The organism is Streptococcus caledonicus (assembly GCF_042656225.1).
Taxonomy (GTDB): domain Bacteria; phylum Bacillota; class Bacilli; order Lactobacillales; family Streptococcaceae; genus Streptococcus; species Streptococcus caledonicus.
On record NZ_JBHSOJ010000032.1, the window covers coordinates 22252 to 47302 of the forward strand.

At 34.9% G+C, this 25051-nt stretch carries 28 protein-coding genes, 1 tRNA gene and 1 other RNA gene; 24 read left to right on the forward strand and 6 right to left on the reverse strand.

Annotation, left to right across the window (positions count from 1 at the left end; genetic code table 11):
• Positions 1-27: 27 nt before the first annotated feature.
• A complete protein-coding gene (locus ACFPQ3_RS10850; RefSeq protein WP_156806335.1) occupies positions 28-279 on the forward strand; it encodes a hypothetical protein in 252 nt (83 codons plus the stop codon).
• Here the strand turns inward: ACFPQ3_RS10850 and ACFPQ3_RS10855 are convergent.
• Together ACFPQ3_RS10855 and ACFPQ3_RS10860 are read right to left on the reverse strand one after the other, a co-directional pair.
• The gene (locus ACFPQ3_RS10855) at positions 276-581 is read right to left on the reverse strand and encodes a hypothetical protein (RefSeq protein ID WP_156806334.1); all 306 of its coding nucleotides are present in this window, start codon (positions 579-581) and stop codon (positions 276-278) included. The two genes, ACFPQ3_RS10850 and ACFPQ3_RS10855, sit on opposite strands and share 4 nt — an antisense overlap.
• A 492-nt stretch (positions 582-1073) precedes the next feature.
• The gene (locus ACFPQ3_RS10860) at positions 1074-1217 is read right to left on the reverse strand and encodes a hypothetical protein (RefSeq protein ID WP_156806333.1); all 144 of its coding nucleotides are present in this window, start codon (positions 1215-1217) and stop codon (positions 1074-1076) included.
• Positions 1218-1949: 732 nt separating this feature from the next.
• Here ACFPQ3_RS10860 and ACFPQ3_RS10865 point away from each other — a divergent pair.
• The 21 genes from ACFPQ3_RS10865 (at position 1950) to ACFPQ3_RS10965 (ending at position 21877) form a co-directional block, all read left to right on the forward strand.
• Positions 1950-2366: a helix-turn-helix domain-containing protein gene (locus ACFPQ3_RS10865; protein ID WP_198039907.1), complete on the forward strand. Its 417-nt coding sequence runs from the start codon at positions 1950-1952 to the stop codon at positions 2364-2366.
• 100 nt (positions 2367-2466) lie between these two features.
• Entirely contained in the window at positions 2467-2775 is a 309-nt protein-coding gene (locus ACFPQ3_RS10870) for a hypothetical protein (protein ID WP_156806331.1), read from the forward strand.
• Between the two features lie 218 nt (positions 2776-2993).
• Positions 2994-5846: a YSIRK-type signal peptide-containing protein gene (locus ACFPQ3_RS10875; RefSeq protein WP_156806349.1), complete on the forward strand. Its 2853-nt coding sequence runs from the start codon at positions 2994-2996 to the stop codon at positions 5844-5846.
• A 70-nt stretch (positions 5847-5916) separates the two neighbouring features.
• Positions 5917-6237: a cytoplasmic protein gene (locus ACFPQ3_RS10880; RefSeq protein WP_380434494.1), complete on the forward strand. Its 321-nt coding sequence runs from the start codon at positions 5917-5919 to the stop codon at positions 6235-6237.
• A gap of 2 nt (positions 6238-6239) precedes the next feature.
• Positions 6240-6668 (forward strand): conjugal transfer protein, encoded by a 429-nt coding sequence (locus ACFPQ3_RS10885; protein ID WP_156806330.1) that lies wholly within the window; start codon positions 6240-6242, stop codon positions 6666-6668.
• A gap of 64 nt (positions 6669-6732) precedes the next feature.
• Positions 6733-8343 carry an FtsK/SpoIIIE domain-containing protein gene (locus tag ACFPQ3_RS10890; protein ID WP_380434496.1) on the forward strand — a complete coding sequence of 537 codons (1611 nt, stop codon included), beginning with the start codon at positions 6733-6735 and terminating at the stop codon, positions 8341-8343.
• Between the two features lie 321 nt (positions 8344-8664).
• Entirely contained in the window at positions 8665-9921 is a 1257-nt protein-coding gene (locus ACFPQ3_RS10895; RefSeq protein WP_156806328.1) for a replication initiation factor domain-containing protein, read from the forward strand.
• A 59-nt stretch (positions 9922-9980) separates the two neighbouring features.
• Complete coding sequence (locus ACFPQ3_RS10900) at positions 9981-10313, forward strand: hypothetical protein (RefSeq protein WP_156806327.1); 333 nt, start codon at positions 9981-9983, stop codon at positions 10311-10313.
• 77 nt (positions 10314-10390) lie between these two features.
• Positions 10391-10663: a hypothetical protein gene (locus tag ACFPQ3_RS10905; RefSeq protein ID WP_156806326.1), complete on the forward strand. Its 273-nt coding sequence runs from the start codon at positions 10391-10393 to the stop codon at positions 10661-10663.
• Positions 10664-10889: 226 nt separating this feature from the next.
• Entirely contained in the window at positions 10890-11384 is a 495-nt protein-coding gene (locus ACFPQ3_RS10910; RefSeq protein ID WP_156806325.1) for a hypothetical protein, read from the forward strand.
• A gap of 62 nt (positions 11385-11446) precedes the next feature.
• Positions 11447-11929 (forward strand): hypothetical protein, encoded by a 483-nt coding sequence (locus ACFPQ3_RS10915; protein WP_156806324.1) that lies wholly within the window; start codon positions 11447-11449, stop codon positions 11927-11929.
• 40 nt (positions 11930-11969) lie between these two features.
• Complete coding sequence (locus ACFPQ3_RS10920) at positions 11970-12860, forward strand: conjugal transfer protein (protein WP_198039906.1); 891 nt, start codon at positions 11970-11972, stop codon at positions 12858-12860.
• A 24-nt stretch (positions 12861-12884) separates the two neighbouring features.
• The gene (locus ACFPQ3_RS10925) at positions 12885-13115 is read left to right on the forward strand and encodes a hypothetical protein (RefSeq protein WP_156806322.1); all 231 of its coding nucleotides are present in this window, start codon (positions 12885-12887) and stop codon (positions 13113-13115) included.
• An 11-nt stretch (positions 13116-13126) separates the two neighbouring features.
• The gene (locus ACFPQ3_RS10930; protein WP_156806321.1) at positions 13127-13513 is read left to right on the forward strand and encodes a TcpE family conjugal transfer membrane protein; all 387 of its coding nucleotides are present in this window, start codon (positions 13127-13129) and stop codon (positions 13511-13513) included.
• Positions 13510-16035 carry an ATP-binding protein gene (locus ACFPQ3_RS10935; protein WP_156806320.1) on the forward strand — a complete coding sequence of 842 codons (2526 nt, stop codon included), beginning with the start codon at positions 13510-13512 and terminating at the stop codon, positions 16033-16035. The genes ACFPQ3_RS10930 and ACFPQ3_RS10935 overlap by 4 nt, the downstream gene beginning before the upstream one ends.
• Positions 16035-17987 carry a hypothetical protein gene (locus tag ACFPQ3_RS10940; protein WP_156806319.1) on the forward strand — a complete coding sequence of 651 codons (1953 nt, stop codon included), beginning with the start codon at positions 16035-16037 and terminating at the stop codon, positions 17985-17987. Before ACFPQ3_RS10935 ends, ACFPQ3_RS10940 begins: the two co-directional genes overlap by 1 nt.
• Positions 17878-18573, forward strand: coding sequence for an LPXTG cell wall anchor domain-containing protein (locus tag ACFPQ3_RS10945; protein WP_156806318.1), 696 nt, complete (start codon positions 17878-17880; stop codon positions 18571-18573). Before ACFPQ3_RS10940 ends, ACFPQ3_RS10945 begins: the two co-directional genes overlap by 110 nt.
• Before the next feature lie 28 nt (positions 18574-18601).
• Entirely contained in the window at positions 18602-19696 is a 1095-nt protein-coding gene (locus ACFPQ3_RS10950) for a phage tail tip lysozyme (RefSeq protein ID WP_156806317.1), read from the forward strand.
• A gap of 41 nt (positions 19697-19737) precedes the next feature.
• Entirely contained in the window at positions 19738-20238 is a 501-nt protein-coding gene (locus tag ACFPQ3_RS10955) for a hypothetical protein (protein ID WP_232323223.1), read from the forward strand.
• A 135-nt stretch (positions 20239-20373) separates the two neighbouring features.
• Positions 20374-20694 (forward strand): DUF771 domain-containing protein, encoded by a 321-nt coding sequence (locus ACFPQ3_RS10960; RefSeq protein WP_156806316.1) that lies wholly within the window; start codon positions 20374-20376, stop codon positions 20692-20694.
• Positions 20695-20743: 49 nt separating this feature from the next.
• On the forward strand, positions 20744-21877 hold the full coding sequence (locus ACFPQ3_RS10965; protein WP_156806315.1) for a tyrosine-type recombinase/integrase: 1134 nt from the start codon (positions 20744-20746) through the stop codon (positions 21875-21877).
• Positions 21878-21969: 92 nt separating this feature from the next.
• Here ACFPQ3_RS10965 and ACFPQ3_RS10970 read toward each other — a convergent pair.
• The 4 genes from ACFPQ3_RS10970 to ACFPQ3_RS10985 all read right to left on the reverse strand — a co-directional run bounded on the left by ACFPQ3_RS10970 (position 21970) and on the right by ACFPQ3_RS10985 (position 23720).
• Positions 21970-22042: transfer RNA gene (locus ACFPQ3_RS10970), tRNA-Lys, on the reverse strand.
• A non-coding RNA gene (ssrS, locus tag ACFPQ3_RS10975) (6S RNA) lies at positions 22043-22235 on the reverse strand. It abuts the tRNA gene before it with no gap.
• 70 nt (positions 22236-22305) lie between these two features.
• Positions 22306-23220 carry an ArsR/SmtB family transcription factor gene (locus tag ACFPQ3_RS10980; protein ID WP_156806314.1) on the reverse strand — a complete coding sequence of 305 codons (915 nt, stop codon included), beginning with the start codon at positions 23218-23220 and terminating at the stop codon, positions 22306-22308.
• A 122-nt stretch (positions 23221-23342) separates the two neighbouring features.
• Positions 23343-23720 carry a hypothetical protein gene (locus tag ACFPQ3_RS10985; RefSeq protein WP_156806313.1) on the reverse strand — a complete coding sequence of 126 codons (378 nt, stop codon included), beginning with the start codon at positions 23718-23720 and terminating at the stop codon, positions 23343-23345.
• Positions 23721-23812: 92 nt separating this feature from the next.
• Here ACFPQ3_RS10985 and ACFPQ3_RS10990 point away from each other — a divergent pair, with 92 nt between their 5' ends.
• Positions 23813-24196 carry a PepSY domain-containing protein gene (locus tag ACFPQ3_RS10990; protein WP_156806312.1) on the forward strand — a complete coding sequence of 128 codons (384 nt, stop codon included), beginning with the start codon at positions 23813-23815 and terminating at the stop codon, positions 24194-24196.
• A 50-nt stretch (positions 24197-24246) separates the two neighbouring features.
• Complete coding sequence (proB, locus tag ACFPQ3_RS10995; protein ID WP_232323222.1) at positions 24247-25047, forward strand: glutamate 5-kinase; 801 nt, start codon at positions 24247-24249, stop codon at positions 25045-25047.
• Positions 25048-25051 lie beyond the last annotated feature (4 nt).

Below are 25051 nucleotides of genomic sequence, written 5' to 3' on the forward strand. Positions count from 1 at the left end.
TTGCTACAACAAAAAGAGAGGTAACAGATGACGGAAGAAAATAAGAAATTAACAAGGTTAGATGCCACAGAACTTATTACTGTAATCAAGAAAATGACACCTAAATATAGTCAGTTTGATAAACTGACAGGGCTAGTTGTTTTAAATGAGCATACACAGGATGTCAATTTTGATTTTGTTGTTCCTAGAGAGTATCACGAAGAATTAACAGAAATCTATCGTGATTACAATAAGAAGATTGAATCATTATGTCATAAAATTATTTATGATTGTGACTAATTAGTGACCAGTTCTAAAACCTCATGAGTCAATCCAACCATCTTTTTAATGATATATGAGAAAAATTCATAATCTGAGAGTTCAATAGCTTCGGTGATTTGCTCAACAGATTTGTTTTGAAAAGTAGTATATTCTTTAACGATTTCTAGGTGATTAAAGTTATTTAGAAATGGATTGACTTGGTTGTAGAAATCTGTGATTAAGTCATCAACACCACTTTGTTTGCGTTTGTAGTGTTGTTCTAATTGATAAACCACTTCGTTTAATTTAAGAATGGTTTCTTCAAATTGTAATTCATTCATAAAAATCTCCTAAAATTAATGGTTAAATTGGTAAAGCTGATGGTAACAGTTAGCTTTACGACTTTAACTATTAAACCAATATTATTAAGTAATACTTTGTTAAAAGATCATTGAATGATAATGAAAAAGGACAAAGTTTTACGGATAGTGTTTATTAGTTTTAAGTGAACATTGATAATTAAATAAAAAGCTGGTCAAACTTCATGCCAGAAGCAATCCATTTAACACAGCCAATAAAATGTGGTAATTTTATTGTAAGTTATTTTGATTGAAAAAGCAAGTAAGTTTGTGTCTTTAAGGAACTTCAACGTGCCTATCCACCTAAAGAGTAGAATATTAGCATTAAGCTGATACCTCAACGTCATCTGGGATAGGTAGATTAAAGTTTCTTAGAGATAAGTTGTTAAAAACTCCATTTGGTTTGTTTTTCGAAACAAGAAAAAGCCACTTTGAGTACGGACGAAACCGTGTTTACTCAAAGTAGCCTAGTTGCTAAAACCATTTTTTGTAAATAGTTACAGTAATAATGATTTTAGCGACTGGATACTTGTTTAAAAGGTTCAAGTAGATGTCAATGATAGTGAACATCAACTGGAAACTTCTGTAAAGAATCCAACCAATAGCTTCATAAAGCATAGAAGGACCTCCTTTTAATATATATTTGAAATTAAATAAAAAGTTGGTCAAATTTCATGCTATAAGCATTAATTTGAAAAATCAAATATATGTCTTTAAGGGGTTGCGATATAAAGTTATCCATTTGATTGTATCAAAATAATCTTTGAAAAACAAATCAAGTAGAGTTTTTAATAACAAGCTAGGGTTTGGGAAAATATCCTTTTGCCTGTGTAGAGCGAAAAAAGGAAAAGCGCTGGGCTGGTGGCTCGGAGCTCGTGAGAGTTGGCGCTAGGTACAAGTGTACTGAAAGGGAAACCTTTAATGTCGTGATGATATAAAGGGTTAGTGTGCGATGATATGAGCACGCAAAATATAGGTGTTTTTAGTGCGTCTAAAAGCACAAGAAAATGTTATGTATTCTTTTAAGTCGTTTCTATGAGACGACTTTTTTATTTTGTAAAAATTGAATTAGCAATAGGTTAACGAAAGAGGTTTCGTCCTTGTTTAATCATTGCTAGTTTAGAGATGGCTATAATTAATTTACAGGATAGTTGTAGCTATCTTTAAACTAAAAAAATCATAAGAGATAGGAGGTTAGTTATATGGATAAAATTCTTGTGATTATAATGTGTATTGTTTTCTTTTTTGTCTGTTTGATAGCGTCTTATTTTTTTATGTTATCAATTTTTGGGATATATTTTTTGGTTAATTGGTGGAGAATTAAATTCTTCAATGAGGAGGAATAGTGTTATGTTGAATGTAGCAGAAAATTTAAAACGTATGAGAATTGATAGTGGTACTGAAAAGAAACAGTTAGCCACTTTTTTTAATATAACGGAAGGAACTTACAGTCGCTGGGAAAATGGGACACGTGTTCCTGACTTATTTAATTTAGTGAGATTATCTGAGTATTTTGGTTGTACATTGGAAGATCTAGTATTAGATCACTCGGATGATAATTTAGTTAGTCGTGATTTAGTTTTGTCTTATCGTGATCTTGCGGATAAAGGCTACAATGGCTCTTTAGCTCATGGTTTAATTAAAGAAGTATTATCACGTAGTACTTATGAAAATGTACCAGTAGTTAGTCATGATAAGAAAATTAAGTTTGTTTATAAAGAAGACGTTAAGGAACTTTTAAGTGAGCTATTGACAGAATTAGTTTAGAAGAATAGATATTATCTATTCTAATTAGTCTATTTTATGTGTAAAAAATGGACTTATTAGAGTTGATAACTCAAATATATTTAGAACGAGGGAATAATATGTGTCAAAAATAGAGATTATAAAAAAACGTCGGTTAACGTCGTTTGGTGATGTAGTAGTTGAAGGTGATTTCTATGGAATAAAAGTTACAAATAATAATGGGACGTTTCATCCAATTTATCCTTATGCATTAAGCGAGAATGATAAGTGTCATTTAGAAGAGTTTATTGAAGAGAACTTTGAAGATTTAATATCGTTTTATAAGACTGGTAACGAGATAAATTTTTGTCATCATGTATTTGGATTTGCGACAGAAAAGAAGCGGTATTTTAAAAATTATTGGCATGAGAGAGGTGTGACGATATGTTAAAGAGTGTTTTAATTTTATTTTCAATCATCTTATTATCTTTTATTTGTAGTGTTTTAAAGATTTCAAGTAAGATGTCTAGAGAAGAGGAGGAAATTGATTTTTAAGGTTAGTTAGATTTATGAGTAAAAAGGTTTTTTAAGACTTAATTAGTCTTTTTTATTTTGATGTTTTATGACCGAGATGTCGTTAAACTAGAAAAAGAAAGGTGAGGTATCAAAATGATCTCAAATCAAAAGGAAAAATTTTCAATTCGTAAGTTCAAAACAGGAACTCATTCGGCAATGATTGGTAAAGTCGTGTTGTTATCTGCTTTGACTGTTGCTATGGCATCAGGAAATAGTGTTTTTGCAGACGAAACAACTTCTGCACCGGCAGAGGTAACAACAGTTGCTCAAGCACCTGCAGAACAAACTGTAACTGGTACTGCTAACAAGGCATCAGAAAGTACGACTGAGGTAATTGTTAAAGAAGAGTTACCAGTTGTTACGGTTGATAATCCTAAAGTGGATAAAGCAGTTGAGGAAGCTATTGCTGCTGGTGTTGAGGTGACGAAAACTGAGGAAGTTTTAGTTGATAGTGAAGCAGAAGCAACTGCTAACTTTGAAGGACAAGAAAAACGTGTAAAAGAAGCAACTGAGACGAAAAAAGAAATTGATCAGATGCTTGAAGAATCTCAGAAATTGGCTACAGAAGCAGGTGTTGAGCTCAAGGAAGAAGAAGCTAAAACCTACAAAGATGATAACGAAGGCGCTCTGAAGGATGCTGAAGCGCAAGTAAAAGCGTTGGAAGAAGGTCGTAAGGTTCAAGAGGAAATCAATGAGACTTTGCCAAAAGCCATTGAAATTGCGTCTAAGACAGGTGTTAAAGTTGTTGTTGAAGAAGGTAAGAAGTATGAAGACCTTAAAATGGCACTTGACGACTTAGCACAACAGGTTAAACTGTTGGATGAAGCAGGTCAAAAACAACAAGAGCTTGACAGTGCATTGGTTCTTGCCGTTGATAAAGCTGATAAAGCTGGTATCAAAGTGACTTATGCTGATAAAAAAGTGACGTATAAAGATTTGCAAGAAGCGTTTAATGCGATGGCATACCAAATTGAATCATTGGCAAAAGCTGAAGAAGTCAAAGCTAACAGTAATAAAGCTCTTGCTAAAGCAGTAGAAGAAGCACAAAAAGCAGGTGTTAAGGTGGTTGAATCACCAGAACAGATTTCAAGTAGCTTAAAAGAAATTGAAGCAGATGTGGCTACTCAGCTAAAACTATTGGTTGAAGCAACTGATACTCAACATAACGTTGATAACATCTTATCTGAAGCTAAGAAATATGCGACGGATAATAAGGTTAACGTTATTCATAAAGGGATTAAAGAAGTTAATGCAGGTCAAGCCATTGCTGAAGCTAACAAACAGTCAGAAGCAATTAAGCAAGTCGTTGCTGAAGTTTTGAAACTACGTGCTGAGTATGAAAATGATTATCAATCATGGGTATCAGATATTACTAAGCAAGTAAAAGATGCTCTGGCTAAAGTTCCATCAACGGTTAGTGGGAATGCAGATGTAAAAGCTAAAGAAAGCCAATTGATGGAATCCTTAAAAGGTGATTCTAAACAAGCTGATAAAGCTTTAACAGCGTATGAATCATTTATTAAAACGTTTAATTCTGTAAGTGCTACAGACGCTAAAGAACGTACGGAAGCGAATAAAAAAGATGCGGAAGTAGAAAATGCGAGACGTAAAGCTGAGTATGAAAAAGCACTAGCTAAGAAAGCTGATTTAGATGCTCAAATTAAAGCGATTCATGATAAAAATCGTGCTATTTTTGCAGAAAAAGGTTTAACTTATACTGGTAACTATGATAAAGATAAGGCTACTGTAGATCAGTGGAACAAAGAAAATGCAGGTGAGAAGGTGTCTAGTTCATCAGAATCTGGTTTAACTGCAACTCCATCAACAGGTTATACAGGTGTTTCTAATGCGACGAAAGCAACTCATCCATTGGCTGCTTACGCTATTCAAGGACTCTATCGTTCTGAGAATACGGATGCTGATTTTAACAATGTGTTTAAAATTGAAAATGGTAAGGCGACAATTCGTGTGACTAATACGTCTCATGGAGATGTTCTATTGACCTTTAGTAACATTCAAGTTGTTCCTGGTTCTGCTCATACGGCTGACTTTGTAGCTCTTTGGGATAGTGGTGATGGTGGTATCGCTTATGGCGTGTTTACTGGAGCTGGAACAGGGGCTTATTCACAAGGTGGAGCCGAAGGAGCAGGCGGTTATGTAGCAGGAGCAGGGGCACGTGTTGGTTGGATCAAATCAGTTGATATTGATATTGAAACCGTTGAATCTGATTTTTATGAAGCAACCTTTAATGACATTGATAACCTACAAACACTTGATTTTACAACCTTGAATGGTGGTACTGTCACAAAAGGTAAGAATATTTCAGGTACAGGGAATTCTTACTCTGCAGGCGCAGGAGATGTTTCTCAAAGTTCTAGAGGAGTGCTTGATTCTAACGGTTTGGGTATTTCGTATGATAAACCAACTAAGATTAAATTGAGTTTCAAACACTCAACAGGACATAATGATGCAACTTCCATTGTTGGAGGTTTGTTTGGTCAGTCTTCTCAAAAAGAAATTAAAGTGATTGTCAAAGAAATTAGTATTGAAAAAGCTCCAGATGAAACAACAGTTAAAAATTGGGAACCAGTGACACCAAAATCGGTTGATCCAACAGTGCTAACACCATTGGAAACACCAGAAAAACCGAAAGAAAAGACAGCAGAAATGATGAGTTTGCAGGTTGTTGCAGATTATCATAAAGTAAATGCAGAAGTTACTGTTACACCAGCGACTGTGGAAGTAACTGCACATGATATTACAGTAGTTGTTCCAGTTCATGAAGTTAATGTTGCGACTACGGTAAATCCAGTTAAAGTACGTTTAATTCCTAAAGAAGATGAATTACCATCAACTGGTGAAGCGGACAGTTTAATGACTGTTTTAAGTGGTGTATTGATGTCTGGGCTTGGTGTATTGGGTATTCGTAAAAAGGAAAATGATTAATAATTGATGTTAAGGATAAGAGCTATATTTTAAAATGGCTCTTTTTTTTAGAAAGAAAAGGAAAGATAGTATGAGTTTAACAAATGTGAAACGTGAAAAATTGGTTATTAAACCAGAAGTTATTGGTACTTGCTTTTATGTAGGTTTGGGACGTGCTCCTAGACAGGTAGATGGGAAACAGGGGAAATATGAACGTCATATTTTGATGACTGAAAAGCATGGTGAATTACATGTTATTACACCAGCGTCATCAACTGTTTTTGAACCTGATGTTGAAGTGAAGATTGTTGAACCACTTTTTTATCCAGATGGTTCTTTACATGGACGTGATGTAAGTCGTGTAAATAATGTGTTGGCTAAAAAACTTGAAGTAGTGAAAGGTGGTAAATAAGTATGGCGGCAGGACTAAAACTTGGTGAAAAATTGGAAATTGCAGGTAAAAAACATCGTATTTTGAATGATGTTATTGATGTTGATCAATTTATTGGTGAATTACAATTTAGTCGATTTGAAGGACATCAAACACGTTTTGAAGATGGTGTTGATACTGGTGAAATTTTAGGTATTTTAGTTGAATTACGTTTTAAAGATCATGAAGATATGGATACTATCTTATTGACGGATATGAGTGAGGCTTCTTTTGAAGAGCTTGGTTTGAAATGGCGTGAAGAAGTTGAATTGATTGACCCAGTAGTTTCTATTGCAAGTATTGATGGTGTTGATAACTATAATATTTTTGCCTCTGGTATTCGTAAAAAAGCAATGAGCCAACCTAAACAAGAACAAAAGAAAGATAACCCAAATCAACACAATAACGGTTAAGGTTTAGGTTATGAGTGGATTTAGGTTATTACCACAAAATCGAGGATTGAGGATACGTCCTTATATGCGATTTTTAAAGGAGATACTTTTTTGTATTCTCCTTTTTTTGTTTTTGTTGCCGATTGGATATTATGCTTATACAATACAAGATAAGTTACGTATCGTAGATAGGCAATCTATCTATATTTTGGTTGGTATGTTGAGCAGTTCGTTACTATTGTCTTGGTATTTACAGGGGTTTCTTTTTGAACGTACTGTACTTTTTGCTAGTTGGGATAGGATAGTTAGGTTTGCTCGCTTTTTATATGAACATAATTATGTTTATGAGAAAAAGGGACAGACACAGGGTCGTCGTAAGATTAAATTTCCTAGAATTTATGTGAAACAAAAGAAATATAATTTAGAGGTTGCTTTTGAACTGGCAGGGTCTAAGTTCCAAGAGAAGTTTAAAAAAATTGGTGGCGATTTAGAGACAACTTTTGCAATGGATTTTATGGAAACGGAAGATGATGAACGTTTTAAGACTTATCGTTTAGCTTATTCTAGTTTATTGAATAGACTTAAGGGTGGAGCTATGAAGTATGTTCAAGGAAAAGGCGTTGAATTGATGAAAAATTTCTATTGGGATTTTACGTCAGATCCTCACATGCTTATTGTTGGAGGTACTGGTGGTGGTAAAACAGTTCTTTTGCGTTTTTTAATTCTTTGTTTATCTAAAATTGGTGTTGTTGATATTTGCGATCCTAAAAGAGCAGATTTTGTTACTATGGCTGATTTAAAGGCATTTGAAGGTCGTATAGCGTATGATGTTATAGAAATTATATTATCTTGTGAAAATGCTTTGAAGGTTATGGAAGAGCGTTTTGAGTATATGAGATCAGAACAAAAACGTTTAGGTCATACTGATTTAAAATCGTTTTATGAATATGGTTTAGAGCCATATTTTTGGGTGTGTGATGAACTGAATGCTTTTAAGTCAATGCTTACGTATAAACAGGTGGAAGAATTTAATAAAACACTTGGTCAAATTGTTTTGCTTGGTCGTCAAGCAGGTGTTAATGTTATTTTGGCTATGCAGAAACCGTCACGTGAAGATTTAGGTTCTAAGTTACAGGCTAATATTAACTTTAGAGTTGCGGTTGGTCGTTTGGATGATATGGGCTATGAGTTAGCTTTTGAAGAGCCTAATCGTAATAAAGACTTTAAATTTATGAAGTATGTTGGTGGTATGCGTGTCTATGGTCGAGGTTATGCTGCAGTTAAAGGAGAGGTTGCACGTGAGTTTTATTCTCCATTATTAACTAAAGGTTTCTCATTTTATAATGAATTTACAAAAATTGAACGTCGAGAGCATAAACATCTTTTGAAAGAAGAGTTAGTATCTGATGAAAAAATGCCTAGTAAAGATTTATCTGGACCAGGTATAGAAGATGATTCTGAAATGAGATTATATGATTTATCCGATATTACTGAACTTATTGGGAAGTCTGTATCTCAGATTTATACGTTACTTAAGAAAATTCAAGATGGAGGTTTTAAGACCTTTGTTTTACAGGATAACAAGTTTAAATTGACTGAAGATGACGTTATGCTTTTAGAAGAGTTATTTGAACAGAAGGAAGATAGTGGTAAAACTTGGGATTCTTTTTTGAAAGACTACTTTTCTGAGGAATAGTAGTATGGCTATGCATTTGTGAAAGGGTGTATAGTCTTTGCCTATTATATTAGGTTTATTTTAAATTTGTGTGTTGCGGTACGCAGAGATAGCGACAGCCACAGGCACAGCTTTGCTGTGCCGTTTGTGGCGTTTGTCGCGTGTTTCTCGCAGTATCGCAACACACAATAAACCCCCTATTTCTAATAGGGGGGTAGAAAAGCTAAAAACTAGCGAAGAAACGTCCCCTAATCGTAGGTGGGACAAGGGATTTCACGATTTCAAAAGTGTACTAATTTGGCTAAAAAAGCGTACGACAAAAAGCCTAAAAAGGGGGTAAAAATGAGTAAAGATAGAATAATTGATCGTAAACACTTGCTTTCGTTGAGACGAGATAAAATCAGAGTCAATCAAAAGTCATTTGCAGAGATTGTAGGTATGCCAGTTGATACTTTGAGGAGTTACGAGCAGGGGCGACGATTGTTGACTGCAGATAAGTTTCGTGAAATTAAAGACTGCTTGGGTTATCGTGAAGATAGTGGTAGCTTAAGAGTTATGATTGATTATTTACGTATTACCTTTAAAGATGTAACGGACTTAGATTTTTTCTGTCAAACGTATTTATATTGTCCGCTATCAGAGTTTGTAAGTACAGATAAAAAATTAATGATGTATACGCACTTGTGGCGACGTGGTGATATTTGGATATTTGATTATGCAGATAAGTCTCAAACGGGTAACTATCAGATAACGTTGCAACTTAGTGGTGCGGGTTGTCGTCAATATGAGTTGATATTAGAGCGTGAGGGGCTGACATGGGAAGAAGCGTTACAAAAAATGTATTTTGAGCGAACTGACATGAAAACAACACGTGTAGATATCGCACTTGATGAAATGTATTTAGGATATGATAATGAATCGGAGCAACTTCAATTATCTGATTTGATTACAAAAGTTTATCAAGGCGAATTACTATACGATAGGATGGATAAATGGAATTACATTGGTGGTGGTTCTCTTGATATTGAGAGTGGAGAAAGTAATGGTATTTCAATTTATTTTGGCAGTAGGCAAAGTGATATGTATTTTAACTTTTATGAGAAGCGATATGAGTTAGCCAAGAAAGAGAAAATGACTGTTACGGAATCGCTAGAGGTTTTTGATATTTGGAATCGGTATGAAATACGTTTAAGTCAAGGTAAGGCACATAAATGGTTAGAAGATTTTGTTGGAGGTGTTCCAATTGATGATTTATCGAAAGGCATTATTAGACAGAAATTAGAAGTTTATGATGGCAATAATGAGTGGGGAGCTTATTTACCCGATAGTAAATGGCAACGTCTTTTCGGTGATGGGATGAAAGTAAAATTATCTACATCACCAGAGGCATACTCTATTGAACGAACGATTAAGTGGCTTGTTTATCAGGTATCTAATTCTTTAAAACTTGTCGAAGAAGCCGATAGAATATTGAACACTACCTATCTTAGATTGATAATGGAAGCTGGAGAATTGACAGAAGAAACAGAAAACGTTTTGAAACAACTATCAGTTAGTGATATTCAATTTATTGAAGAGGAATTGAGAAAGGGGGCTTAGCGATATCAGAAGTAGATGCTATTGAATTGTACTTAATCAAAAATATAGAGCAGTTAGACTTGATAGTAAATCAAGTCTGTTTTTTAGTTCCTGCGTCTTTTTTTTATAAACCAGATATTAATCAAGAGTATTTTTTGAGTTTTCGCCAGGACTTAGAAGAGATGAGACGTAAAAGTCAATCTATTGCTTATCGTCAAGATGGTTATATTAAAAATAATTATTTACGGCGACTGAAACAATATAATGAGGAATTAGACTTAACTGCGTTAAAGAATAGAGAAGAGTTTGTGAGCATTTTGAAAGGTGAAACAGATGAGATGAAGGTAGCTTGTCTTTATAATTTAATTAGATATTATAAATTGTTACCTCATCTTAGAACGTTTAATAGGTGATAAGATGGAAACAAGAGCACCTCCTTAAGATGGGTTAATTAATGTGATAGATTAAAGATAGTAAAGAGGAAAAAAACATGGAAAACCGTAACAAAGAATTAAAACAATTAGTAGGAACATTGGGTGATCAGTTATCCAGCAAAGATTATGAAGGAGCTTGGCAAACAGCAGGAGCTTTATCAAAGTTACAAAAAGATGATGATGTATCGTTGTCACCATTGCAATCCGAAATGTTGACTAAGACGCTGAAAAATTACTACTATCAGAATAAGAAAATGAATTCAGGAAGCTATGCACTAGGTAGGATTGGTGAATCATTTAGTGAGTTAGCTTCACTTATTAAATCATGATATTAGCTAAAATAAAAAATGAATCTAAAGGGAGGTCAGCATGGTTTGGCTTTCCTTTATTTTTTGGTCAGTTATACACAATCGAACATAGTGGTGATTATAGCGAAATGGTTCATGTTTTAGATGTAGAGGGGACTGACTTATTTGGTCCAGGGTACTATACTTTATATGAGCTGGAAGCTATAAACAAGATTATAGAGTCTAGAAATGATTGAGGTTATGTAAAATGGAAATAAAATTTACTGTTTTAAGTCGAGAGAGAAATATCACAAAAAATTTTTGGAGTACTCCAGATATTAATCATATTTTTGAACGTTGGGTTGAAGAAAATAACTTGGATGTTGATGGTTTAGTAGTTATTGATACTTTTTGTGACACTTTTGATGTTTCTTGTTTAATGAAACATTCAGAAGACGTTGAAATTTTTGTTCAAGTTATACAAGATTTATTTGAATACTCAACTGCAAAACAACTTTATGATGCTTTAAGTGAAAAAGGTGACTTGGAATGTTCTGAATGGTTGGAGTTTAATGAGGATTTCTTCCGTCAGAATTTTACAGATCCATATGAAAGTGCCAGGGCAACATTTTTTGGTAATGTTAATTGGAATGATGAATATGTACGTTTTGATGGCTACAACAATCTTAAAACAACAAATGAAGTTGACTATGATTTCGAGAAAAATGAGATTTTAAAACTTTGGTTAAATGAATTTTACTAGAGGAAATTTATGACAAAAGAATTATTAGGCAGAACGCTTTTCTGAATTTTGAGGTAAGAGTTATGCTAGCAACTATTCGAGTTCGTGAAAATGGTTCATCCTATGAATTATGTAAGCTAGATTTAATGCGATTTTCCGAGGAACAAGTAAGAGATCGGATGGCAGAAAGAGGATTCAGGGATGAATCCTTTTTTATTTGTGGTATTTCTGATTGGGAAGTTGATAGGATTTTAGAGTTAAAAGAAGCCTATCAGTTAGTGACGGTTATTCATGCGCTTTATGATGGTGATGAGTATGTAGTTTCTGAAATGTTGCGAAAAAATAAAACGATTAAGGATATTGTCTTCTCGGCTTATTCATTTGTTGGCAAGATGGAAGATGAAAAAGAAGTTTTAAAGGACTTATTGCAACATGAAGAACCTGCAAGAATTGTAGATTTTTGGTACAGTCAAAAAACTCCTGCCAATATGTTAAGGTACTATGAAGATATCGGCTATGTTTTATTGACTCAAAAAGGAATATATAAAAATGTATCAGAGTGCTAAATGTGTTTCTTTTAGCACTCTTTATTTAGAGAGGAAGGTTATGGATAAGAAAAAACGTAGACCCACAAAAAAAGAGAAAAAAGAGATTATACCGAAGCGTTATAATCAAAGGCTTTATAATAGAATTTTTTTAGGTGGGGCATTAACATTTGTATTATTAAGTGCTGGTGCAATGGCGACTAATATTATTAGATTGAATGCTAAGCCACAGATAGAGAGTGTTAATCAGAAAAAACAGGAAGTTACTATGATTGATTATAGGTTACAAAATTGGTCAAGTAATTTTGTTTATTATTATTTTAATTTTTCAAGTGATGGACAAGAACAGTCTAAACAGATTGAAAAGTTAAATAGTTTTTATGTTGAACCTATGGAAATTAGGTCGCAAGGTCAATTGAGACAACCGACAGAGTTGAAAACAAGTAAATTAGTGAATGTAACTGATAAAGTTATTACCTATTTGGTTAGTTATGTAGTAATTGGAGGTGAATCTGTCGTAACAGAATTTAATATTCCTTATCAAAGGATTAAAGGAGCATATTTAGTTTCCGATTTGCCGTATTTTACGCCTGCAGTTGATAGTCAGGCAAAAGATTTGCCAGATAATAGTCGTCGTAAACTAGAGAAAGTAAATGAATTGAGCGATGAAGACACAAAAAGGTTTGATGAGTTTATGAAACTATTTTTTACAAACTATACGACCAGTCAAGAAAATTTGGATTTAGTATCTGAAAACATAAAAGTGTTATCAAATAGCGAACTGAAAACAGTAGATTTTACATCTTACAATAAGAAAAAAGGCAAAACAATTGCTTATGTACAGGTTACATTTGCGACTGCAGGTAATACGAGAAGTGAAAATTTTACATTAGAATTAGAAATAGATGGTACATCTATTTTAGTTTCAAAAATGATTCATGGTATTAAGTAAAAATGGAAAGAAGGAATAATATAAATGGATTTGTTTAATAAATTAGCAACAAGTTTGGGGAATCCAATTTTGGCAGCAGCAGTAATTTTTATTGGAGGGCGTTATTTTTTTAAAGAGAAAAAACCAATTTATGCGTTAGGTGTTTTAGCAGGTGGTGGTGTTGCGTATTATATTATGCATAACATCAGTACAGTATTGTCATCATTTGGAACATTAGCTAAGGCTATTATTGATTTTATTGTTAGTCTTTTTTAGGAGTATATTCTATGGCAGATGATAAGGATAAGAAGCTGTATAGTTACAGAGAAGCACTAGATCAACCAAATTGGGTAAGAAGTTTTGGTAGCTTGTATACATTTACTTCTGCCTTTAAATTTTCACGGATTGTCTATACTGTTTTAGTATTTGTACCGACTTTTATTTTATTAATGTTTTTGCCTTTTATAAGCTGGAATTATAGTTTGATATTAAGTTTTGTGATAGGTCTTTCTATTGCTTATGCGATAGAAGATTTAAAGATAGATGGTCGTCCTTTTATTTTCTTTTTTAAGGATTATCTCATCTATTATTTTATTTATGGTTATAGGGTTAATGAAATTTATATAAATAAAGGTAAAATTTACCGACGATACGATAAGAAAGGGGAAAAATGAGAGTCACAAAGTTAAAAGAAAATCAGATTTGGGCATTTTATGAGAATATGATTCTCTTGAAAAATAGCAGTGTATTTGCCTTTTATGAAATTAAGTCAATGGTGGCGAACACAATGTCACTTTTAGAAAAGGAAAAACTGAAAGTAAGCGTAGCTTCTGTAATTAATGATTTGCATCCGTTTGGTGATTTTGAAATTAATGATGTACCAATGACTAGAGATTTGATTGCTATTTTTGAGGAGTTGTCAGATCGCTTGGATCCTAAAGATGTTTATAGAAATTTAGCGGAAACGATCTTTAAAAAAACATTGAATGAGATTTATGAAACTTCAGGAGTACCATTTAGTTACAAACATTATTTAGTTGTTCCTTTAAAATCCTTGCATATTTCAGTTGACTTGAAAAGTGTGGTTAAACAAGCCTATCGTGATACGAAACAAACGTTTATGGAGGGGTTCGGAATCTATGAAGATATTGATGAAAATTGGTATGAAAAATACTTACCTCAAAGGCAAGTCTTGGAAAGTCGATTAAGTTTATTGCATTATAAACCGTTGACCATTCAAGAAACCATTTTTTTAAATCTACTGCAATATCGTAGGGGGTTATCACTTGATGTTGATTCAGAAATTAAACAAGTACAATCATCAATAGAAAATATTGATGATGTCAATATCACAATAGAAAATGTCAATGTGATGAAATTATCCAATGGTGATGATGAGACTTATATTGCTCATTATCCAATTGGCACGTTACCAAGAAATATTAGTCATATTCATATTGTAGAACGACTAAAAAACCTTAATTTTCCAGTGGAAAGTAAAATTAAAGCAAAGTTTGTTGGTACTAAAGGTTTTTGGTCTATTGCAGGGCAAACGACACGTGCGCAGGATAAAATTAAAAATGCAGTATCGGAAGATATGGAGGCGGGTGATTCTGCTAATCAGGAGCAATTAGATGACTTTTACTTGCTTAATGACCTTAAGGATAAAATCAATGCAAAAGAAAAAATGTTGCATTACATGCACACATTGATTGTAACTGGAGAAAGTATAGAAGTGCTTAAACTAAAATTGGATATGTTGACGGCTACGTTGGAAGATGTCGGTGTTCTTAAAGCAAGTGCAGATCAAATTTATCTCTTTTATAAGAATATGTTTGGTGAAACGCTTGAATTTTGGGATAAGAACTTTATCCAAAAAGTAACAGTTGAGGGGTTCTGCGAGAATCTCTTTTTTGTATCTCATAAGGTTGGTACGGATGTTGGTTGGTATATTGGTAAGGTTGATAATGAGGTTACTTCTTGGTTTGGTGATTTTAGGACGGCTTTACAGTCCTCTAATAATCTTGTGTTGTCAGATTTGTTACAAGCTAATAAGTTAGAAGTCAATGGTAAAGTAACTAACAATCCTCACGTCCTTATTACAGGTGATACAGGAAATGGGAAGTCGTTTGCTGCTAAACTGATTGTTGTCTTACACACGTTGCTTAAGTGTAAACTGCTTTATATTGACCCTAAAGATGAGCTTAAAGGTCAGTTTTTGGCAGTAGCTCAAGAACTCGAAGAGCAAGGACTCTATCCAGAACTAGTTGCTTATATTCGTTCGATTAACTTTGTGTCGCTCGATCCAACAAAAAAGGAAAACGTTGGTATGCTTGACCCTATTGTTTTCCTGCCAAAATCAGAAGGTAAGGCACTGGCTAAAAGTCTGGTATGGACACTCAGTGAAAAAGACGATGAAAAAGACACAGCTCTATCATCGGCTTTGGATAAGGTCTATGACGAGAAAGAGGCAGGAGAGCAACGTGGCATGCTAGATGTTTTTGAAGAACTAGCAAATTCTGATAAAGAGCGTATTCAGCACTTCGGAAGTGCCTTGCTTGGGAACGCTCATGATTCTACGCTATCTGTTGTCTTTTCTCGCGGTGAACATAAAGGTATCTCTATGAGAGATAAAGTTACTGTTATTGGTATCAAAAACGTAGAACTGCCTTCGGAAAGTTCTCAGATTGAAATGACCGATAGCGAACGTAACGGTTTGGTTGTACTCAATGCGATTGGCTACTTTTGTAAAAGGTTCGGTTCTGCAGATATTGCAGAAGAAACGATTACCGTTATGGACGAGGGGTGGCTCTTTGAAACGTCAAGCACTGGTAAAAAGATTCTAAACGATATTAAACGTTTAGGTCGTAGTCAGAACAACTTCTTAATTGTCATCACTCAGTCTGTTGTGGATGTTAATGCAGAGGGTGATAATACTGGCTTTGGAACAGTGTTTGCCTTTAGAGAAGAAAACCACGTGGCAGAAATTTTAGACTATATCAAAGTGCCAAACACGGAGGAAACGTACAAGTGGGTTGATAACATGACAATGGCACAGTGTATCTACTATGACACCTTTGGTCGTAAAGAACGTATTACTATTGACGGTGGTTTCTTCCCAGAATTGTCTAAACTCTTTGCGACAGTTAAGGTTAAAGAAGAGAAAGATACTTATTCGTGGGAGGAGGTGAGCTAATGGCAAAAGCAACAGTCCTATTTGATGGGCTGATTAACGTGACAACTGAGGCAATTAAGCTAGTCAAAGAAAACAAAGACTTAAATCTTGAGAAGTTAGAATCAAAGATTCTAGTTGAAAATAATAATTTTTTAGGGATAGGATTTTCCTTGGAATATATTTATAACGATTTTGTCAACATGTTGTTTTGGTTTGCGAAGTTTAATTACAACATCTACAGTAGCCTCTACAAGATAACAGCTGGAGGGGCTGGTGCGATTGATGACTTAATTAAAACAACTGTTACGGAAAGCTCAAAGATTTTCTCAACGGTCTATCAGAATTTTGTTCCTTTAATTATTGTTTTTATCGTAGGCTATGCGCTATATGTTCAAGGTAAACATCATAAGAATTTCTTTATAACCTTTTTTAAGTGGACGGCTTTAGTTGCCTTTGTAGGAAGTGTTTATAGTCCTATTTACGGAGGTGAGTCAGGAGTGTCTGTTATCTATGGTAAGCTCTCTACTTTCACTGCTAAAGTCAGTTCTGAGGCTTCTAGTGGCATTGCTGGTATTGCGGACGTCAAGGATAAGGGTGACACTGCTTACATTGATAAAACATTGGCTGTCTACTTTGACAAGGCACTTTGGCAAAACTATGTTGGGATGAATTCTGATATGGTTAAAGATGAGTCAGGCAAGTTAAAAAGCAATCTTAGCACAAAACAACTCATTGATTTGCTGGGCTATAAATCTGGAGATAATAAGTTTAATATTGGTGGAGAAAAAATTTATAATTTTATTGGCAAACAAGACGAACCTAAAGTCAAGCAACTTCGTGGTGGACTTGGAAACAAGTTCATGTATGCTATTTTAGCAATCCTTGAATCGGGTTTAACAGGTATGTTGCTTGCTGGAGTAGGTCTAATGTCGTTGGCACTACGTCTAATCGTATTAGCCATCTTCTATGTCTTACCAGTATTACTCATTGCAGGTGTTATACCGATGTTTAACGGTTTCCTGGTAGGGGCTATGAAAGGTATCGGAAATAACCTCTTACTGTCACAGTTTATCAATGTTGGTGGCGTTTTTGTGATGACCTTTGACACTAGCGTCAGTAATGTTTTTATGACTTTGACTAATGATAATTTTCTATTAGCATTTTTTGGAAAGTGGTTCAGCTACTTAATTGCATTTTTGACAAGAAAATGGTGGCTGAATGCACTAAAACCCAATAGCACGTCAACGGTCGGTCGCATGCTTAACAAAGCAAATTCTTATGGCGACAAAACAAGGCGAACAGCTCTTAAGTGGGGGGCGACAGGCGTTTTAGGAGGTTTGGCTCTCGCAAATTTGACACGTAGGCTAGCGTCTGAAAGAGCTAGGGTAGCTAAAGATAAACGGATGAAACAAAAAGCAATTAAAAAATACACTGGAAGGGGAGATGATTTTGAACTAGCAAATATGAAAGCAGATAGAGATGTTGAGAAAGTTAAGCTCAAACGTCAAGAAAAAAACGATAAGAGGAAGATGTTGCTTAACAAGCCCAAAGACTACATAAGTAAAATGAAACAGTTTGGACGTAAGCCGTCAGTTAAAATACCAACAGAACAGCGACGTCAATCGCTTAGCAATCTCAATCGCAAGATTAGGAGCAGACAAAAAGCAAGTGGATTTAACTTGAAACGTGTGAAGCAACTTGCACCTAAAAATAAGCGTAAATTCGTGCCAGGAAAACCGATGTATTTCCCTAAAGATAAGAGGGGTACTTCGATGAACCAGATGAAAAATCAACGTTCTTTGGAAAATCCTCAGAAACAATTACCGCAACGTACTTTGACGTTAAAACGAAAGGAAAAAACAAATGAAAACAAAAACTTACAAAAAAACGTTACTAGCAACACTCTTACTAAGCGCGACAACTTTGTCAACAATGGTGGCAAGCGCAGACGAAACAGTAGAAGCACCGATTGATATTCCTACTGAAACAGTGACAACAGTAGATGCGCCGATTGAGGTACCAGTTGAAACTGAAACATCTGCTCCTGTAACAGAAGTAGAAGAAACTGTTCCAGTAGCTCCTATTGATACGACAGAGCCAGTTGAAAAACCGATTGAGGAATTGCCTCCTGTTGCAACTGAGGAAGTACCAAAACCTGTCGAACCAGCTATCACAGAAGAAGTAAAACCGATTGAGGAAGTACCTGTCAAAGAGGCGACAGAGCCTAAAAAGGATGTAGAATTACCGAAACAAACGGAAACACCAAAACCAGTTACACAAGAAGTTGTGACGGAACCAATTGTAACTGCAGGTGGACACCAAGTTGTTGGTACACAAGATAGTCAAGTGTTGATTCAAGAATCTGATGGTACTGTTGTTACTGTATCAGCGGATGTTGTTGGTGGTGAAGTTCAGTCAGATGGTACGGTAGCCTTGAAGACAAAAGAAAATGATTTAGTCGTATTACCTAAAACTGGTGATTCAGAAACAATGGCAGTTAGCGCATTAGGCTTTATGTCAGTATTTGCTGGTTTGTTTTTACGTTTACGAAAAAGGTGAAACCTAATCAATTAGCAAAGGAGGGAGTATGAAACGTTTTAGACGAGGGATAGTATTACTGTTAGTGCCGATACTTCCTCTTTTTTTTATTTTTATGATACTACTTTCTGCATTAGGAGGAAGTAGTAGTGATTCATCTAGTTCTGAAGCCATAGGTGGTAGACAACTTATCTTAACTGCAGAAGAGGTTGCTGAAAAAGCAGGGATTAGTGTAGAACGTGCAGAAGATGTTATTAAAATTGTCAATTGGCAACTAAGTAAGGAGCAATTTACTGTAGCAGGAGTTTCAGGTTCATTAGCCAATGGTGAACGTGAATCAGGATTTGACCCAAAGGCTGTCAATCCATCTGGAGGAGTAGCAGGTTATTTTCAATGGTCTGGTTGGGATAACAAAGTTAATGGTGATCGTTGGGCATTGGCGCCTAGACGTGCGTTAGAATCAGATGTAGAGTTAGAGTTGATGTCTAAGGAATTGAATGGCTCCTGGTCTCACGTTAAAGAGGAAATGCAAAAAGCATCTGACCCTAAAAAAGCTGCCAGAATTTGGTCTGAAAAATATGAAGGGGTAAGTCTTTCAGATGGACAAACAAAACTAACAGAATTAGAGCAAGATGCACAGAAGTGGTTTGATATTTTACAATCTGGTGTTGAAGCAACAGGAAATTCAGCAGTAGGTGATGGACAAACGTTAGGCGATTTTTGGGATTTTCCAAAAGGTTATGAGAAGAAATTCAAGTATGGTTTACCAACACAAAAATCTATAACAACACAAGCTGGTTCAGGTTATCCACGGTATCAATGTACTTGGTATGTTTATAATCGTCTTTTTGAAGTTGGCTTAGCCAATGTTTCTGATGGCTATGGTTATTTGGGTAATGGTCAAGATTGGGTTAATAGTTTGACTGCTAGAGGCTGGAAGCGTGTTGCAAAACCAGAGGTAGGAGCAGTGATGTCAGAAGATTTTAGTAATCCGTGGGGGCATGTTTCGTTTGTGGAGCATGTTAATGAAGATGGCTCATTTGTAGTATCTGAATGTAATTGGGACGCTAGTGGTTCTAGTGATCGTATTCATTTTAGGGTTTTAACACCAGCTCCCAATAGAACATTTGCAGTTAGGAAGTAGTTGTTGCAATAAATCGTTTATGCTAGAATGGAGGAAATAAGATGTTAGGAAATTATACGATTATGGATTTGGTTACTCTAGGTGGTGTTTTAACGGCTGTAGGCACTGTTTTAGGAGGCGCAAGTGCTATTTTGACTATATTGAGAGATAATAAGTCTATTAAAAAAGAGTTGGGAGTTTTATCACAAAATCAGAAAGAACTATCTCAAAATCAGAATGAATTATCAAATAGATTATTTGTTGTATCAGGAAATGTGGATAAATTATCTAGTAGTGTGTTAAGCAAAACAGAATCCCTCTCTGAATTATTTTATGGTTCTCATCCTGTTCTACGGCTCTGTACTGATGATGTAAATAGCTATCGTGTTAAAGCTGAGGAAACGGGTGATAGCATGGAGGAAATTAGTAAATTTCTTCATTCGATTCATGAAGAATACTATGAAGTAGTTAATGATCAACCGTATGAATATCATGGTATTAGATTTTCCCCTGGGGAAGTTTATTCCAAATCGAAAATCTTAGAATTACTGAATAATAATTAAACGTAGAAGTTCTTCCATCATCTCATTGGAAGGGCTTTTTGTAATTCAGAATTAAAATAAATTTGAAAAGAAGCCAAAATAACATTCGTAAATTTAGTAATTGGGATAACTATTAATTTATTTAAAGGAGATTGTATGCAACAAACTTTTAATGTTACTGTACCTGTACCTGAGAACCTTGTCGTTATTTCTAAAGAGGAGTATTTATCTTTAGTGAATCAAAGAGAAGAAGGTCAGTGGTGGGATATTGATGATGTTATTGATCTACTGAGAATAGGTAGATCGAAATTGATTAATGATATATTGCTTAATCCTAGATATAAAGCAGAATTTGATATTGAGCAGAATGCTAGTGGATTTGTTTCATATCCTAAAGGAAAGGGCAGTCCATATCGATTTTTAGCAAGTCGCACAAGGAAGTATTTTGAAAATCATTTTGCAGATATTTTAAATTAATGTAGAATGAAGAGGATAAGTCCTTGTTGCTAGAATAGAGAGGAGACAAATGGCAACATTTAGACAACGAGGAAAAAAGAAAACATGGGATTATCGTATTTATGATTCTAAAGGGAAATTGATAGCTTCTAACTCTGGTTTTAGAACAAAAAAAGAGGCTCAATTAGAAGCCGCTGAAAAAGAAAGAGCAATTAGCCAAGGTTATTATTTCAAAAGTCGTTTAAGTTTATATGATTTGTGGCTTAGATGGTATCAATTGACAATAGAAAGTAGTGATCGGTTAGAGTCTACCAAAAATAAATATCTTAGACGAGCTAGTGTGCTGAAAAAAGAATTTTCTGATAAAGATGTTTCTGATATTAAACATAGTGAATATCAGGAGTTTATCAATATTTATGGTCAAAGAGTTATAAAAAATACGTTAAGCAGACTGAATGCTGATATTCGTAAAGCGATAAAATTAGCACAACGTGACGGATTGTTTCTCAATGATTTTACTGATGGAGTTATATTAAATTCTCAAAAGAAATCAAAGAAAATTGAAGATAAGTATATTGATAATAGCACAGATTATCATAGGTTATTACTCTTAATAAGACAGGATCTTAATTATAAAAAGAGCATCACTTCTTTTTTTCTATACATACTTTTTAAAACAGGTCTTCGTATTGCAGAGTGTATGGCGATGACATGGGAAGATATTGATTTTGAGAATGGATTTATCAGAACATATAGACGTTATGATAAAATTAATGAGCGTTTTACTGAAGCAAAAACGGATGATTCGATTCGTGAAGTTCCTATTAATCAGCAGATTATATCTGTTTTAAAATTGCTATATAGGGAACAGAAAGCTTATTTTGATAGTCGAGGACTTTCTAATAAAGAAGGTTTCGTGTTCTATTCTCGTTTACAGGCGATACCAACACATAATGCTATTAATAAGAGATTGGAGCATTATCTAAAAGAGTTAAATCTTAATGAGAACATGACTGCTTATGGTGCCAGGCACACATACGCTAGTTATCTTTTAGCAAAGGGTGTTGATATTTGGGTAGTTGCTAAAATTTTGGGTCATAAGAATATTGAGCAATTAACTAAAACTTACGGTCATCTTTTCCAAGAAAAGTATGAATCGGAAATCAAAGAGGTAAGATTACTTTTAACTGATAAAGTTAGTTGATAGAAAATAATTACAAGAACAAATTTAGAACAAAATAACATTAGACAAAGAAAAAAGCCTTATAAATCAAGGCTTTAGACGATTGTATTGCATACCCCCTACAGGGCTCGAACCTGTGACCCATGGATTAAGAGTCCACTGCTCTACCAACTGAGCTAAGGAGGCAAGAAAGCTGTATTGGCACCGGTGATCCACGTTTTGTATTGAACCCGCGCAATAAAGCAGGTGGGCAACTCGCTTCCCCTTAGTTGTTTCCGCGTGAAACGGCCTACATACTGGAGAAAGACTTTTGTTTCCCGAAAAATACAAAAAATAGTCGGTCAACACATTGATGTGAATTCGTATGCCACAGCAATTTTTCTGTACCATTATGATACCACTTTTTGGAAAAATTTCAAGGGCATTTTTAAATTTTTTGAAAACGCTTGTTATAGATCAAAGTCAGATTTAATTTTGTCAAGACATTGCGCCATGAAAGCTTTATTAAGTCTATAGCGAGCTTCGTCTTTATCAATAGCAAAGCTGAGCAGTCCAGCATTGAGCAGTTTTTGGATGTGGAAAGATACGTTAGCGGGAGTGATACCTAGCTGTGCAGCAATTTCCTTATTTTTCAATGTTGAGTGAGATACGATATTTAAAATGTCATAACGAACGGGATCAGCTAGAGACTTGATTGCCAAATCCAAAGTGTCTTTGCTGAGATTATTTTGTTGGCGTCCTTTGAGAATAACTTCTGCTCTGGCGTAAGTATAGACGTAGACAGGTTTTTCTAAATCTAACTCATCTGTAGTAATGATGTGATTGAGGTGTAGCGGTGAAGTGACAAAGGCCTTTAGAGTAGATTTTTGGCTTTTTGAGAGGTACTTTTTGATATCAAAAATAGAGTCGCTAAAAAGTTCCATAATGTCAAGCCGATTGATTGTCTCTAGCACCTCTTTTTCGTATTTTTCATAAAACGGTTGATAGAGAGGGATAAGCTCTTTGTAGAGGTCAACCATGCCTTCGACGGTTTCTTTAGGGTGATGATATGACCAAAAGACGCGCCATTTGGTACTCTCTTTTATCATATCATCCTCTAAAAGGTTAAGAAGATCTTCTTCGGTTTCGATGACTTGGCCTTCAGGTGCGATAAGATTTAGTAAAAGGGAGCGGATTTTTTCTTCTGAAATCGCTAAAACAAGTGGATAAAGTTCTTCCATTGTTTTAGGGTCATGGCCTTCTTCTAATAGATAGCGGTAAATACTATCTATAATATGGCCATGGTTTGCTCCGCGATAAAATTTGTGAAGACGTGCTGTATAGGGCTCTAATATTTTTTTGAGAGTTTCAAAATCGTTAAACACCTCTTGAAAAGTTTGACGTTCTTCAAATGTCAGATCAATTTGACTAGGATCGAAGTAGCTGATGCTTGGTAATCAAAGAAAATCCATGATTTTACTTTGATGTTTACTGATAAAAATATCCATTATATTACTGTCTTTCTGATAAAGTCATTAATAGTATAACCTAAAAGACCTAGACTGAGCAAGAAAAGAAGAAGCGTCAGCCATTTTACCGAAAGAAATAACATAAGTCCTGACATCAGTAATCGTGTGATTACAATACCCATGGCAAACCAGGTATAAATGCCAGCAGACACAGTAGCAATTTTATTCTCAGAGATTCTAGTGTAAATTAGAGTGTTTAGTTTAGGATTGATAGCACCCGAAATGATTCCTATAGGAATAAGGAAAATGAGAATGAGCCAGATATTCTGAAGGTAATAAGCAAAAATAAGAGCAGAAAACAGCGCGGAAGCCACTTGTAGGGTGTGAGAAATAGAAAGATTTTTTAGGAGATTCATAAACTTAAACGAAGATTAGTCATGAACAGATTCTTTGACTTTGAAAGTTTTGATATGATAAGATGAATTTAATTTAAGATTGGAGTATTAATATGACTTTGAAAAAATTGAGTTTATTTGGTTTAACAGCTTTAGCTATTTTGACTTTAGTTGCTTGTGATTTGGATGATGATAAAGATGAGGTAGCTGTGCAGCAGAGTACCACTCAACAGACTTCACAGAGTGTTTCTGAAACAACTGGACAAGCAGGCACTTATACTCCAGCAATTTCTCAAGAAGATGCTGTGAAAAGAGCTCTTGAAGCAGCTGGCCTAAAGCAAGAGGAAGTTATCAATTTGACAGTTGAGCAAGATTTTGATGACATGCCATATAGCTATGAAATTGAGTTTGTTAAAGATACTATAGAATACAGCTATTCTATTGATGCTGATTCAGGTAATGTTTTGGAACAAAGTCAAGAACACGTTAATGACTAATATGACAGAAAACCGTGCGTTGGCACGGTTTTTAGTGTATAATGTTGACTATGAGAAGAGATTTTAAAACCGTAAAAAGACTTGTTATTAAGATTGGAACAAGTTCTTTAGTCTTACCAACAGGCAAGATTAACCTTGAAAAAATTGATCAGTTGGCTTTTGTTATTGCTAGCTTGATGAATAAGGGAATGGAAGTTGTTCTAGTTTCATCTGGTGCGATGGGATTTGGCTTAGATGTTTTAGGACTTGCTAAGCGTCCTAGCGAAATGGCAGAGCAACAAGCGGTATCAAGTGTGGGGCAGGTGGCGATGATGAGCCTTTATTCTCAGATTTTTGCCCACTACCAGACCAATGTGTCTCAAATTTTGTTAACACGTGATGTGGTAGAATTTCCTGAGAGTTTAGCCAATGTTACTAATGCCTTTGAAAGTCTATTTAGCATGGGAATAGTCCCTATTGTTAATGAAAATGATGCCGTTTCGATTGATGAAATGGACCATCAGACTAAGTTTGGGGACAATGATCGATTATCTGCCATTGTGGCTAGCATCACGAAGGCAGACTTATTGATTATGCTGTCAGATATTGATGGGTTGTTCGATAAAAATCCGACGATTTATGACGATGCTAAGTTGCGTAACCATGTTCCTGAAATCACAGAAGAGATTTTAGCTTCTGCTGGTGGCGCCGGTTCTAAGTTTGGAACTGGCGGTATGCTTTCTAAAATCCAATCTGCACAGATTGTCTTTGAAAATGATGGGCAGATGGTATTGATGAATAGTGCCAATCCGCGTGATATTTTGCGTGTTCTAGATGGCGAGCATTTTGGAACCCTGTTTAGTCAGAAATGAGGTA